General features: G+C 69.2%; 13 protein-coding genes. 3 read left to right on the top strand and 10 right to left on the bottom strand.

All coding sequences use genetic code 11. From position 1 onward, the window contains the following. From ABZX10_RS15080 to ABZX10_RS15070, 3 genes are all read right to left on the bottom strand, one after another. On the bottom strand, window positions 1-267 hold a 267-nt coding region (locus ABZX10_RS15080; RefSeq protein WP_355541113.1), incomplete at its 3' end, for a hypothetical protein. 48 nt (window positions 268-315) lie between these two features. Then, a complete protein-coding gene (locus ABZX10_RS15075) occupies window positions 316-705 on the bottom strand; it encodes an inorganic pyrophosphatase (protein ID WP_355541110.1) in 390 nt (129 codons plus the stop codon). Then, a complete protein-coding gene (locus tag ABZX10_RS15070) occupies window positions 702-2,735 on the bottom strand; it encodes a M3 family metallopeptidase (RefSeq protein ID WP_355541107.1) in 2,034 nt (677 codons plus the stop codon). Before ABZX10_RS15070 ends, ABZX10_RS15075 begins: the two co-directional genes overlap by 4 nt. 85 nt (window positions 2,736-2,820) lie before the next feature. Here ABZX10_RS15070 and ABZX10_RS15065 point away from each other — a divergent pair, with 85 nt between their 5' ends. Next, window positions 2,821-3,195, top strand: coding sequence for a hypothetical protein (locus tag ABZX10_RS15065; protein ID WP_355541104.1), 375 nt, complete (start codon window positions 2,821-2,823; stop codon window positions 3,193-3,195). A 130-nt stretch (window positions 3,196-3,325) separates the two neighbouring features. On the opposite strand, the gene ABZX10_RS15060 is transcribed toward ABZX10_RS15065, so the two are convergent. Continuing rightward, window positions 3,326-3,979: a pentapeptide repeat-containing protein gene (locus ABZX10_RS15060; protein WP_355541101.1), complete on the bottom strand. Its 654-nt coding sequence runs from the start codon at window positions 3,977-3,979 to the stop codon at window positions 3,326-3,328. Further along, a complete protein-coding gene (locus ABZX10_RS15055; RefSeq protein WP_355541098.1) occupies window positions 3,979-4,950 on the bottom strand; it encodes a nitronate monooxygenase in 972 nt (323 codons plus the stop codon). Before ABZX10_RS15055 ends, ABZX10_RS15060 begins: the two co-directional genes overlap by 1 nt. A 36-nt stretch (window positions 4,951-4,986) precedes the next feature. On the opposite strand from ABZX10_RS15055, the gene ABZX10_RS15050 reads away from it, so the two are divergent. Then, the gene (locus ABZX10_RS15050; protein ID WP_355541095.1) at window positions 4,987-6,099 is read left to right on the top strand and encodes a winged helix DNA-binding domain-containing protein; all 1,113 of its coding nucleotides are present in this window, start codon (window positions 4,987-4,989) and stop codon (window positions 6,097-6,099) included. Window positions 6,100-6,119: 20 nt separating this feature from the next. On the opposite strand, the gene ABZX10_RS15045 is transcribed toward ABZX10_RS15050, so the two are convergent. The 5 genes from ABZX10_RS15045 to ABZX10_RS15025 all read right to left on the bottom strand — a co-directional run bounded on the left by ABZX10_RS15045 (window position 6,120) and on the right by ABZX10_RS15025 (window position 12,808). After that, window positions 6,120-7,616, bottom strand: a complete 1,497-nt coding sequence (locus ABZX10_RS15045) for an aldehyde dehydrogenase family protein (RefSeq protein ID WP_355541092.1) — start codon at window positions 7,614-7,616, stop codon at window positions 6,120-6,122. Window positions 7,617-7,718: 102 nt separating this feature from the next. Then, entirely contained in the window at window positions 7,719-8,522 is an 804-nt protein-coding gene (locus ABZX10_RS15040; protein WP_355541089.1) for an SDR family NAD(P)-dependent oxidoreductase, read from the bottom strand. A gap of 9 nt (window positions 8,523-8,531) precedes the next feature. After that, on the bottom strand, window positions 8,532-9,281 hold the full coding sequence (locus ABZX10_RS15035) for an SDR family NAD(P)-dependent oxidoreductase (RefSeq protein WP_355541086.1): 750 nt from the start codon (window positions 9,279-9,281) through the stop codon (window positions 8,532-8,534). Continuing rightward, window positions 9,282-11,228, bottom strand: a complete 1,947-nt coding sequence (locus ABZX10_RS15030; protein WP_355541083.1) for an FAD-dependent oxidoreductase — start codon at window positions 11,226-11,228, stop codon at window positions 9,282-9,284. Continuing rightward, complete coding sequence (locus ABZX10_RS15025; RefSeq protein WP_355541080.1) at window positions 11,225-12,808, bottom strand: AMP-binding protein; 1,584 nt, start codon at window positions 12,806-12,808, stop codon at window positions 11,225-11,227. Before ABZX10_RS15025 ends, ABZX10_RS15030 begins: the two co-directional genes overlap by 4 nt. Window positions 12,809-12,981: 173 nt before the next feature. Here ABZX10_RS15025 and ABZX10_RS15020 point away from each other — a divergent pair, with 173 nt between their 5' ends. Continuing rightward, window positions 12,982-13,671 (top strand): GntR family transcriptional regulator, encoded by a 690-nt coding sequence (locus tag ABZX10_RS15020; protein WP_355541077.1) that lies wholly within the window; start codon window positions 12,982-12,984, stop codon window positions 13,669-13,671. The last annotated feature ends 9 nt before the right edge of the window (window positions 13,672-13,680 follow it).

The raw sequence follows: 13,680 nt of genomic DNA, 5'->3' as shown, positions 1-13,680 counted from the left end.
GGCGACCTCCGCCGCAGCCAACCGCTGCCGCGCCTGCACCGCCTCCCGGTAATTCGCCGGCTGCGCGAGGTACTGCGCCTCATCATCGGCGTACATAGCCCGATGCAGCGCATACACCGCGGTCATCGTGCGGCAGTACGCCACACCCTCGACCCGCCGCTGTTCGAACAACACCTCCGCGACCACACGATCCTCACCACGCGCACCGGCGAGCCCCTGAGGAATCAAATCCTCAGGTAGTACACGCAATGCATCCGGTAGAGCCATACCTCCAGAATACGCTCACACATTCGATTCCGCCACACTTTTCGAGTGCTATGACAGGCCGTTCGACACACCCGCCCGTGCATCCTCCGCGCGGAGAATCAGGTGTCCGGCGATCCCCAAGGTGTCCACGAGGAAGCCACGCACGGCATCGATCTCGGTCGCCGCGCAGTCGAGCAGCACCTTGGTCTCCACGTCGCGCTTGCGCACGTCGGCGGTCAGCACCACCGCGACGACCCCCACGCCGGCCTCGGTGCCCACGAAGACGTCGACTCCCTCACCGTCACCACCCGTCGTTCCCTGGAGATATCCGTAGTCGATCGGATACACCGCCTGCGGATACCGGGGATGCGCCGTGCCCCGCGGACGGTCGATGACCACCTTCGCTGCCCGCGCCAACTGATCGAGGGCCCGGAAGTACTGCGTTCCGCCGTCGCTCATGGAGTGAGGCCACGCCGCTCGAGCAGGGGCGCGATGTCGGGGTCGCCGCCGCGGAAGTCGCGGTAGGCCTGCGAGGCGTCGACGCTGCCCCCTCGCGAGAGCACTGCGGCCCGGAGCTTCTCGCCGTTCTCGCGGGTCGGACCGTCGTGCGCCGTGAACCACGCGGAGGCGTCGGCGTCGAGCACCTCGGACCAGATGTAGCTGTAGTAGCCGGCGCTGTACCCGCCCGAGAAGATGTGGTTGAAGAACGGCCCGCGGTAGCGCGGGGGAACGCCCGGCACATCCAACCCCGCGTCCGCGAGCGCGGCGGACTCGAAGGCCGCCACGTCGTCGACGACGGTACCGGGCGAGATCGTGTGCCAGGCGAGGTCGATGACGGCCGCAGCCAGGTATTCGACGGTGCCGAATCCCTCACCGCGCGTACCGGGCTCGAGAATCGACCGGCGAAGTCCCTCGGGCAGCGGCTCCCCCGTCTCGTGGTGGCGGGCGTAGCCGTCGAGGATCGTGGGCCACGCGGCGAACATCTCGTTGAACTGCGACGGGAACTCGACGAAATCGCGCGGCACGCTGGTACCCGAGAAGTAGGGGTAGGTCACGTCCGAGAGCAGGCCGTGCAGCGCGTGCCCGAACTCGTGGAAGACGGTGGTCACCTCGTCACGGCTGAGCAGCGCGGGCCGCCCGTCCGGCGGGCGGACGAAGTTGCAGACGTTGATGATCACCGGCCGCGCGTCGAGCAGCCCGGACTGGTCCACGAAGCTGGTCATCCACGCTCCGCCCCGCTTGCTGGGCCGAGCGAAGTAGTCCCCGACGAACAGGCCGAGCGGCGCACCGTCAGGCCCCGCGACCTGCCAGGCACGCGCGTCCGGGTGGTGCAGCGCGAGATCCGTCCGCTCGGTGAAACCGAGTCCGTACATGCGCGACGCCGCCTCGAAGACGCCCTTCTCGATCACGTTGTCGAGCGCGAGGTACTCGTTCAGAGCGGGGCCGGATCCGCCGTCACCGGCGTGCGCACGCTGCTCTGCCAGACGCGCGTAATAGGGCCAGTCCCAGGCCTCGATCTCGTGGCCCGCAAGTGCTTCCAGCTCGGCCCGCTCGGCCTCAGCGTTGCGGGCGGCGGGCACCGCCAGGTCGCGCAGCATGCCGAGGGCCGCGTCCGCCGTGCCGGCGGTCTGGTCCGCGATCTGGTACGCCGCGTGGTGCGGGTAGCCGAACAGCGCCGCGCGCTCGGCCCGCAGGCCGGCGATGCGCGCGATGAGCTCGCGGGTGTCGTTGTCCCCACCGCGGGTGTTCCGGCCCGACGACGCCTCGTACAGTTTCCGCCGCGACTCGCGGCTCGTCAGGCGCGCGAGGTTCGGCTGGTTCAGCGGATAGCCCAGGGCGAGCAGGAATCCGTCGCGTCCGGCACTCTCGGCGGCGGCACGCGCCCCTGCGACGGTGTCCGCGTCCAGCCCGTCGAGCTCGGCCTCGGTGCTGAAATGTACTGCGGAGGCGTTCGTCTCGGCGAGGCTGCGGCGGGCGAACTCGGTGGTGAGTTCGGCGAGCTCGGTGTTGATGGTCCGCAGCCGCTCCTGGGCGGCACCGTCGAGGCCGGCCCCCGCGCGGGTGAAGCGTAGGTGGTACCGCTCCAGCAACCGCAGCTGCTCCGGATCCAGATCCAGTTCGCCGCGTCGGGCGTGCAGCGCGTCCACTCGGCTGAAGAGCGCCTCGTCCATGAGGATCGCGTCGTAGTGCGCCGACCACAGCGGCGAGATCGCGGCCTGCGCCGCCTCCAACGCATCGGTGCGATCGGTGGACGTCAACGAGAAGAACACGGCCGCGACGCGCCCCAGGTCCTGCCCGGCTCGCTCCATCGCCTCGACGGTGTTCGCGAACGTGGCGGGTTCGGGATTCTCGGCGATCGCCACGATCTCCCGACGGTGCCGCGCGAACCCCTCGGCGAACGCGGCCTCGTAGTCGGCGTCCGCGAACGCGGCGAAGTCCGGCAGGGAGAAGGGCAGGGTGCTGGGTGCGAGAACGGCATCAACGGTCACACCCCGAAACTACCCGGGCGAGTCCCCACCCGATCTGAGTAGTTCCACGGATCCGCCGGGCAGGGCGGTCCGCGACCGTGGACGCATGACACATCCGGTGGTGCCCCGTCGACGCCGGACCGGCGTGCTGATCGCCGATCTGGTCGTCGCGACGGTGCTGTGGGGGCTGCTCGTCCTCGCGGGCGGGCTCGCGATGTTCTTCGCGGTCATGTACTTCTCCGCGAGCGTGCCGGGTTGCGTCGCCAGGAATCCGTGCGCGGCGCGCGAGCAGGCCGAGAACGCGGTCGTCGTGCTGTCCGCGGGCGTGCTGGGCGGCTGGACGGTCGCCGGAGTCGGCTCCGCCGCCTGCGCGGTCGTGCGGAGGTCCGTCTGGTACTGGCCCCTGCTCGGGATCCTCATCGCGTCCGCGGGCACCTGGTGGGGCTTTCGCGAGGTGATCGCCGCGGGTGGGTTCCGGTGACTGCGGTCGACAACGCTGATGCTCGCGGATGTGGCGAGGATCTCCGCGAGTCCCGCTCCGGTGACCTCAGTCGACAACGCTGATGCTCGCGGATGTGGCGAGGATCTCCGCGAGTCCCGCTCCGGTGACCTCAGTCGGTGACGCTGATCCCGAAGTGCGCGGCGAACACCTCCGCCAGGCCGACGACCTGCAGGTGCGACATCGTCGCCCCCGAGATCCCCTCGATCCCGCGGATCCGCTCCACCTGCAGGCCGCGCAAGTCCACGTGCTGCAGCTTCGCGCGCGTCACGTCGAGCTCGCCGGCACGGCAGTCCTCGAAGGCCACCCGGGTCAGGGTCGCGTCGCCCGCGTCGATGCCGTCGAGCACGCACTCCCGGAACACCACATCCGTGAGCGCCGCGCCCCGCAGGTTCACGAATCCGAGACGGACACCGGTGAAGACGACGGAGCGCAGCGTGGAGTCCATCAGCTCGACGGCGCCGATGCGGGCATCGTCGACCTCGACCTGCCGGAAGGTCGACCGGGACGCCCGGAAGCCCGTCGCGAACAGCGAGGAGATCCGGGTCTCGAGGAACGCGGACTCGGTGAACACCGCGTCGCGGACCTCCCACCCGACGAGCTCGCACTCGTTGAAGGTGACCCCGCCGAGGTCGCGGCCCTTGACGGTCGGTTCGGCGAACCGCTGCCGGTCGTGGGTGTCCCCGGGGACGAGATCGTCGGTGACGCCGTCCTCGAGGTCCGGCAGCCGCAGCGGCGTGATCCTGGGCGCGACGAGGCCGGCCATCAGCCGAGCACCCCGGCGACGGCGCGGAGCCGGGCCTCGGCGTCCGCCGCGATCGACGCCACCACCTCGCGGGCGGGACGCACCTCGTCGACCAGCCCCGCGGCCTGTCCGGCGTACACCACGCCGATCTCGGGCATCGCCCCGTCGTACGCCGCACTGACGGCTTCCTCGGTACCAGACGAGGCATCCACCCCGTCGCCGTCGTGCCACCGGGCGGTGAAGTCGTTGGTGAGTGCGCGGCCGAACCAGCGGTTCCCGGGCCAGGGCTGATGCCGGGCCTTGTCGAAGACATCGGTGTAGACGGTGTCGATGCTGCGGGCCTTGAGCAACGCGGGGATCGCGTACTCGGGGCCGACGGTCTCGGGCGAGGCGAGCAGCGCCGTGCCGATCAGCGCGCCCTGCGCCCCGGCCGCGAGCACCGCCGCGAGGCCGGCACCCGAGCCGATCCCGCCCGCCGCGAGCACCGGGAGCTCCGTGGCGCGGAGCACCTCCTGCAACAGGGGCAGGGTGGCTACGCGGCCCGTGTGCCCGCCGGCCTCACTCCCCTGGGCGACGACCGCGTCCACGCCCCCGGCCTCCACCTCGCGCAGGTCCTCGAGCGAGTTGATCTGCGAGATCACCACGGCCCCGGCGTCCTTGACGCGCTGCACGAAGGGCGCCGGATCGCCGAAGGACAGCGAGACGAGCTTCGGCTTCGCGGCGAGGACGGAGTCCAGGAGCTCGGGGCTGTCCGCCAGCGACCAGGTCTGCAGGCCGAAGGCCAGCGGCGCGTCGGCGCCGGCGGCTGCGCGGATGACGCCCAGCTGCTCCTCGATCCACTCGGGCGTGGCGTAGCGGGCGGCGCCGATCATGCCCAGCCCGCCCGCCGCTGTCACCTGCCCGGCGAGCTCTCCCCCGGCGCGACCGCCCATGGGGGCACCGAGGATCGGCAGGTCGATGTTCAAGGTGCGCGTCAGCCAGGTGTTCCACACCCGGATGAGGCTACGCCCGTGGCAGAATCATCACGCATGGCCGCATCCGTGGACCCCGAGATCCGCCGTATCCGCGCACTCCGGCTCCGAGCGCAGGGGTTGGTGCCCGGCGTTCGGGACTGGCGCACGGCGGAGGACGCCGCGCGCGGGATGCTCGCGATCCAGGCGCAGGACGGTGCCGCGGCCCGATTCGCCCTGTCCCTGCGCGCCGCGGATCATCCCGACGATGCCGCCGTGCTCGCCGATCTCGCGGAGCGGCGCCTCGTCCGGAACCGCCCGGCCCGCGGAACCCTGCAGATCACCGCCCCGGAAGACCTGCACTGGCTCAGCGCCGCCCTTACGCCGCGCTCCCGCGCGGAGGCCGCCAAGCGCCGGCCGCAGCTGCACCTCACGGACGCCATGGTCGACGATGCCGAACGCACCGTCCGGGAGGCGCTGCGCGGCGGGACCACTGCCACGAAGGCCGATCTCCTGGCGGCGTGTGCGGCAGCGGGGATCGAGCTCGACAACGCCCAGGGCGGGCACGTGCTGCGGCACCTGACGGAGCTGATGGCGATCGTGTTCGCGGACCCGTCGGCGAAGACGGACGTCTTCGCGCTCGCCGACGACTGGATCACCGAGCCCCGCGAGCCCGAACACGCGCTCGGCGAGACGGTCTCCCGGTTCGTCGCCGCGCGGGGCCCCGTCACGCGGCGGGACATCGGGAAGTGGGCCTGCCTGCCGATGGGCTCGGTCGACGAGGGCATCGAGGCGGCGGGCGGCACCGTCGAACCCGTCACGCTGGCGGGCACGACGTACCTGGTGACGCCCGGAACCGTCGGCCTCACGGACGCGCAGGTCGACGAGGCCCTGGCCCGGCCCCTGCTGCTGCCCGCGTTCGACGAGTACATCATCGGGTACGCATCGCGCGCGGCGCAGCTCGACGAGTCGTACCTGCACCGGATCGTGCCGGGCCGCAACGGCATGTTCAAGCCGATGGTCGTGGTGGACGGCGAGATCGTGGGCGTGTGGAGCCGGAAGGCCACTTCGAAGAAGGTGACCGTCACCGTCGAGCCCTTCACGAAGATCACCGCGGCTGCGACGAAGCGCCTCGCGGGCCCGGTGCGCGACTACGGTCGGTTCCTCGGGCACGAGACGACGCTCGCCTGATCGCGGTTCAGTGCTCGTGATCAGAGCTTGAGGAAGACCGACTTCTCCTCGGTGTAGTGCTGGTACCAGTTCGCGCCGAATTCGCGGCCGATCCCGGACTGCTTGTAGCCACCGAACGGCATGGTGGGATCGAGTTCGAGGTAGGTGTTGATCCACACGGTCCCCGCCTTGATCCGGCGCGCGACGGTGTGGGCACGGCTCACGTCGCGCGTCCACACCGCGGCGGCCAGTCCGTAGGTCGTGTCGTTGCCCTGCAGCACCGCGTCGTACTCGTCGCTGAACGGGATCACCGAGACGACGGGGCCGAAGATCTCCTCCTGGGCGATGCGCATGTCGTTGCGTACTCCGTCGAAGACGGTCGGCTGGACGAAGTAGCCCTGATCGCCGATCACCTCTCCGCCCACGGCGACCGAGGCGCCCTCCGCGCGCCCCACGTCCAGGTAGCCCGTCACCCGGTCGAACTGCTCCTTCGAAGCCAGCGGCCCCATGGTGGTCTCGGGGTCCAGCGGATCACCCACCTTGATCCCCGCGGCGAAGGTGGACAGGTTCTCCACGAACTCGTCCTTCACGTCCTGCTGGACGAACAGTCGGGTGCCGGCGACACACACCTGGCCGGAGATCGTCGCGAAGCCCGCGAGCGAGGTCGCGACGGCGCTCGACATGTCCGCGTCCGGGAACACGATGTTCGGGGACTTGCCGCCGAGCTCGAGGGTGATGCGCTTGAGATTGCCTGTGGAGGCGTGCAGGATGCTCCGGCCGGTCTCGACCGAGCCCGTGAAGGTGACCTTGTCGATCTGCGGGTGCTCCGCGATCGCCGATCCGGCACCCGGCCCGAATCCGGTGACGATGTTGAGCACGCCGGCGGGAAGCCCGGCCTCGATCGCGAGCTCACCGAGCCGCAGCGCGGTGAGCGGCGTCTGCTCCGCGGGCTTGAGCACCATGGTGTTGCCGGCCGCCAGGATCGGGGCGATCTTCCAGATGTTCGCGCAGATAGGAGCGTTCCACGGGGTGATCGCACCGACGACGCCGATCGGCTCGCGCAGGACGTAGTTGAAGTTCGTCGGGGCCGACGGTGCCGTCTGCCCGAAGATCTGCTGCGCCGCGCCCGCGAAGTAGTAGAGGCTCTCGACCGCCACGGAGATGAACGCCTTCGCGGTGGCCAGTGTCATCCCGTTGTCGAGCGCCTCGAGTTCGGCGAGCTCATCGACGTTCGCCTCGATGAGGCCGGCGAAGGTGCGCAGGATGCGCGCCTTCTCGCCCGGTCCCATCTTCGACCACGGTCCCTCCGTGAATGCCCGGCCCGCGGCCTTGACCGCTTCGTCCACGTCCGCCCGATCAGCCTCGGCGGCGATCGAGAGCACCTGGCCGTTGGTGGGATTGATGGTCTCGAAGGTCTTGCCGGACTTGGCGGGGACCCATTCGTTATCGATCAGCAGCACCGGACGGTGATCTGCAAGCCACTGACGAACCTTGGGATTGCGGGCGAGATCGGCGCCGGGCGCGAGGGCGGTGGTCACGGTGTGCTCTCCTCGAGATCGAGTTGGTCGTCCGAGGCCCGCACCGCGGTGCGAGACCCTGGAGCGTGGCGCTGCCACTGCCCACCAGTATTCAGTATACGATCACTCTTCGAGGCGTTTTTCGGCCTTCGGTTTCGGGGAGAGTTCGGCGCCGACGTAGCCCGCGGTCCAACCGCCGTCCACGGGGATCACGACACCGTTGATGAAGTCGGAGCGCGGGCCGGCCAGGTACACGACGGGGTCCGCGATATCGCTCGGTTGCGCCCACGTGCGCATCGGCGAGTTCGCGACGATCGACGCGGTGAGGTCTTCGGACTCGAAGAACTCCTTCGTCATCGCCGTCTCGACGACGCCCGGTGCGATCGCGTTGGCCCGGATGCCGTCGGCTCCGTGCTCGACCGCGGTCACCTTGGTGAGCATGATCAATGCACTCTTGGCGCAGCTGTACGCGGCCCGGTCCCGGAACGCCGCGAGACCCGCCATGGATGCGATGTTGACGATCTTTCCCCGGCCCTGAGCCGCCATGATCGGGATCGCCGCCCGCGACAGCAGGAACGGCGCCGTCAGGTCGATGTCGAGCGTGTGCCGCCACTCCTGTGGGTCGATGTCGACCATCGGCTTCACCTGGCGCGTGCCGGCATTGTTGACCAGCGCATCGAGGCTGCCGAAGTGATCGCGGACGCGGGCCGGCAGCGCCGTGGCCGCCGCATCGTCGGCGAGGTCGACGACGAACTCCGCGAGGTCGTCGCCCGGCCCCAGATCCGCGGTGAGGCGCTTGAGCCCCGCCGCATCCATGTCCACCAGTGCGACGCGGGCGCCGGAGGCGCGGAGCGCCCGGACGATCTCGCGTCCGATCGCTCCCGCCGCGCCGGTGACCAGCGCGACCTTTCCGTCGAGTTCAGCCATACGCCCCTCCTAGGCTCCGACTTTGATCGCCTGGCCGGTCACGTTCCGACCTGCCTCCGACGCCAGGAACAGGATCACGTCCGCCACCTCGTCCGGCTCGCCGTCCCGCCCCAGCAGCCGCTTCGACCGGTAGGCGTCGACGTACTCGGGCGCGACGCCCGCGGTCAGTCGCTCGTTCCAGATGAGGCCCGGGACAACCGCGTTCACTCGGATGCCCGACGGTGCGCCCTCCGTCGCCAGGGCCCTCGTCAGGCCGAGCACCCCGGCCTTCGCGGCGGCGTACGCGACCTCACCGAACGGCGCGGGGGACTCGGAGGCGAGCGACGAGATGTTGACGATGGCCGGACTGCTCGACCGCTGCAGCAGCGGCCACGCGGCGCGAGCGTGCAGGTAGTGGGCGGTGAGCGACGCCGTCAGGACGAGGTTCCAACGGTCGACCGGAAGGTTCGGCCATGGGTCGAGTTGGTTGAGACCCACGCTGTTGATCAGTACGTCCAGGCGCCCCGCCCACTCCTCCACGGCCGCGAACAGAGCCTCGACGTCGGCCTCATCGCCCGCGTCGCCGGCTCGAGCCAGCACCCGGTCGTCACCGAACTCGGCGCGCAGCTCCGTTGCGAACCGGTCCAGGCGTTTGCCGCTGATGTCCGAGATCGCGACGGAGGCCCCCTCGGCCAACAGCTTCCGGACCAGTGCACCGCCGATCCCGGCTCCTGCGGCGGCGTTCACCAGAACGACCTTGCCGGCGAATCCGTCTGTCATCTATCCCACCTCCACGGGCTCGCCCGAAGTCGTCTCGATCGTGTAGTCGGAGATGTTCGCCTTGCTGGTCATCGACCACCAGTCCACGACCCGCCAGGGGTTCGCCACCAGGACCCGTCCCTTCGAGTTGCGGTAGTACGTACTGAACCCGGGCTGCGACCAGATCATCCGCTCGTGCGCGGCGTCCACCGCGTCGTTGTACCGGTCGTTCACGTCGGCACGGCATTCGATGTCTGCGCCTCCCGCATCGAACATCCGACTGAGCACGCTGATCGTGTAGCGCATCTGGCACTCGAGGTAGTAGACCAGGCTGCCTCCGTGGCCGGCCTGCGTGTTCGGTCCGTACAGGCAGAACAGGTTCGGGAAGTCCGGCACCGTCGTCCCGATGTAGGCCCGGGCATCGTCGCCCCAGATCTGCCGGAGCGTGCGGCCCGAGCGGCCCGTCAGCTCGAACGACGACAGGAAGTCGACCACGTCGAAGCCCGTCGCGTAGACGATCACGTCCAGTTCCACCTCGCGTCCCGAGGCCAGTCTGATGCCCTTCTCGGTGATCGAATCGATCGTGTCCGTCACCAGCTCGACGTTGTCGCGGAGCAGCGTCCGGTACCAGCCGTTGTCGAGCAGGATCCGCTTGCCGAACGGCGGGTACCGCGGCGTCACCTTCTCGATCAGGTCGGGACGGCCTTCGAGCTCCGACTCCAGGTAGCGCGTGAAGAACCTGCGATGGCCGTCGTTGATCGCGTTGATCGACCGGCTCTGATCCGGCCAGTCGGGATCCCGCTGCAGCGCCTCGTACAGGGTGTCGTTGAGCACCCAGGCGAGCCGCTGGCGGTACCACGCCCGGTACAGCGGGACCTCGCGGAGGAGGTACCGGACGGGCTCGGGCACGGGCTGGCGGAACTTCTCGAACGGGGCCACCCAGTGGGCGGATCGCTGGAACAGGGTCAGCGATTGCGCCGCACCCGCGGTCGCGGGCACCACCTGCATCGCACTGGCGCCGTTGCCGATCACACCCACCCGTTGGCCGGCGAGGTCCAGGTCATCGGGCCAGGTGGAGGTGTGCACGGAGCGGCCGCGGAACAGTTCGCGCCCCTCGATGTCCGGGTACTTGGGCTTGCCGAACGCCCCGACTCCGCTGATCAGGATGTTCGATCGCAGGGTCTGCCGACCATCGGGCCCCTGCAGCTCGACCTCCCACATCTTCGCCTCGTCGTCCCAGCGCGCGGCCAGCACCTCGGTGTTGAACCTGGTGCGGCGCGGCACGTCCCAGTCCTCGGCCACTTTCTCCAGGTATGCATGGATCTGGTCGCGATCGGCGTAGTAGTACGGCCAGTCCGCGTTCACCGTGGAGAAGGAATAGAGGTAGCTCGGCACGTCCACTCCGCATCCCGGATACTGGTTGTGCCACCAGGTGCCCCCCACCCGGGGCGCCTTCTCCACCACCGTGACCTCGATGCCGATCGCGGACAACTGGTGCGCCGCGAGCATGCCCGAGATGCCGGCGCCGATGACGGTGGCCGTGAAGCCCACCGGGGCGCGGGTCTGCTCCGCGAGCCACGGCGGCGTGCCGGACGTCGCGGCCATGTCGTCGGCGATCATCGGCCCGTACTCTGCGGGCACCTCCTCGCCGATGGACGCCGACAGCATGCGGGTCAACAGTTCGTCGTCGGGCTCGGGGATGGCCACCGGCCGGCCCGCGTGCCACGCGATGATCGCTTCCAGGGCCGCGCTGCGGATCTCGTCCTGCACGTCCTCGCGCAGCCCACCGGTGTCGTTCTCGCTCAGGCCCTTGCCGCGCGCGGGCCGATACGGTGCGTGGAGCCACTTCTCGTCACCCGTCATCTGCACCAGCACCATCAGCAGGGTGGGGATATTCGCATCGGCGACGGCGGCCTCGACGACCGCAGCATCGACGTCCACCGGCCTCAGGTCCTGCTTCGACGTCATCCGTTCACCATCCGATCTCGTCCCTGCCAGAACTGGGCCTTCACCTCACGGCGCATGATCTTGCCCGCGCCGTTCTTCGGGATCGCGTCCACGAACTCGATGCTCCTGGGCCGCTTGTACGCGGCGATCGTCTCCAAGCAGGCCTGGACGACCTGCTCCTCGGTGATGGTTGCGCCCGCTCGCACCGAGATCACCGCGTGCACCGTCTCGCCCCACTGCTCCGACGGGATCCCGATCACCGCCACCTCGTCGACCCCGTCGACGGCGTAGATGGCGTTCTCGACCTCGGTGGGATACACGTTGAACCCGCCGGAGACGATCATGTGCTTCTTGCGGTCCACGACGTAGAGGTATCCGTCGATGATCCGGCCGATGTCACCGGTCGCGATCCAGCCACCGTCGACGATGGTCTCGGCCGTGGCCTGCGGCAGTCCCCAATAGCCCTTCATCCCGGCATCGCCGCGCACCTGGATCTCGCCGGGCTCGTCGTCCAGGATGATCTCGTCATCGGTCCCGACGATGCGGTACTCGACGTAGGTCCCGACGCGGCCGGCCGAGCTCAACCTGCGCGGTGCTTCCGCCTCACGGTCGAAGACGTGGTCCGACTTGGGCAGCCAGGTGTTGAACGGCATTTCCGTGAGTCCGTACGACTGCGTGAACACCGGGCCAAGACTCTCGATCGCCCGGGCGAGCCGGTCGGGGGCGATCGGCGACCCCCCGTAGATCACAGTGTGGACGGTGGACAGGTCGTGATCGCCCTTCTCGATCGCCGGCAACAGCATGTTGATCATCGTGGGCACCAGCGGCAGCACGGTGGCCCGCAGTCGAGCCACCGTCGCCAGGTAACTCTCCGGTTCGAACTGCTCGACGGCGTACTGCTTGGCGCCGCGGAGGAAGTAGGCCGTCATCGCGTATCCGCTCAGATGGGTCAGCGGTGCGGCGTGTACCAGGACGTCCGATGTCCCCGCGGTCGGCAGTTCGAGCAGCATGTTGCGCAGTACGGAGAGCAGGCTCCGATGGGTGTGCATGACCCCCTTGGGCCGCCCGCTCGTCCCCGATGTGTACGGCATCCAGGCGAGATCGTCGGGCGACACCTGCGCGTCGGATGCGGGCTCGTTGGCCAACAGGGGCCCGAACGCGCGCACGCGAGCATCGTCGAACCGGTCGAGGCAGATGAACACTCCGTCGAAGTCCGGGACCTCGTCGATCAGGGGGCGCAGGCGTTCGGCGTCCGCGATCACCGCACGCGCCCCGCAGTCGGCGAGGATCTCGGCGACCTCACGGGCATGGAGCCGGTAGCTGAGTGCCACTCGCACGAAGCCCCCGATCGCGAGGGCGTGATCGATGACGAAGCATTCGTGGCGGTTGTTGGTGAGGATCACCACGCGGTCCCCCTGCGCGATGCCGCAGTCGCGCAGGCCCGCGACGAGGCTGCGCGCCCGGTCCCCCAGTTCCGCGTAGCTGACCTCGCTACCGTCCGCACAAACCATCGCCGGCAGCCCGGCGAAATCCCGATAGCCGCGCCGGTACAACGAGGCCAACGTCGGCCCCGTCGCCGACCCGAGATCACGATCAGCCATGACTCTCCTCTTGTTCGTATACAGTATACGTTAGAGATCGCCGGGCCCCCTCGCAAGGGAATCCGCGACTCCGGTTCAGGCGGCTGCTCGTCTCACCGACGGTATACAGTTGCCTCCGGTAGCGATCGCCGAATGCGATGGATTGCTCAACGGTTCAGGAGGCGGATGTGGCGATGGCGAAGACCACGTCCACGGACCTGAGCACGCCGCGCCAACTCGTTCTCCCCGGCAATCTCAAGCAGATCGCCGTCGCCGAGATCCGCCGCATGATCTTCGCCCGCGAACTCCAGCCCGGCGCACGGATCGAGCAGGAGGCGATCGCCGACCAGATCGGGATGAGCAAGATCCCCGTCCGCGAGGCACTGTCGGCGTTGGTCGCCGAGGGTCTGGTCGAGATGATTCCGCGCCGCGGAGCCTTCGTGGTTCCGCTGACGAAGCAGGACGTCGAGGATCAGTACTGGCTGCTCGCGCACATCTCGGGACGCGCGGCGGAGCTGGCGACCCAGAAGATGACCGAGGACGCACTCGACGAGCTCACGGCACTCGCCGACGCGATGGAACGTGCTGCGACACCATCCGAGCGACAGGAGCTGACCTTCAGGTTCCACAGCCTGATCAATCACGCCGCCGACGCCCCACGGATCACCGCTGTCCTGCGGATCCTCGGTAGCCCGATCCCCGTCGAGTTCTACGAGTCGAGCCCGGACACCGTTGCCGACGTGGACGCCGAGCACCGAGCCCTCCTCGCCGCTTTCCGGACGCGGTCGAGTTCGGCGGCCCGTTCCGCGATGGAGCAGCACTTCCTCGGCGGGGCCGAGTACGCGATCGACGCCCTGGAAGCGCAGGGCTTCTGGAACGACTGAAGGGACTCG

Source organism: Tsukamurella sp. NPDC003166, assembly GCF_040611135.1.
GTDB lineage: Bacteria > Actinomycetota > Actinomycetes > Mycobacteriales > Mycobacteriaceae > Tsukamurella.
The sequence above is the reverse complement of the archived record's forward strand: the minus strand, read 5'-3'. Positions and strand labels throughout refer to the sequence as shown.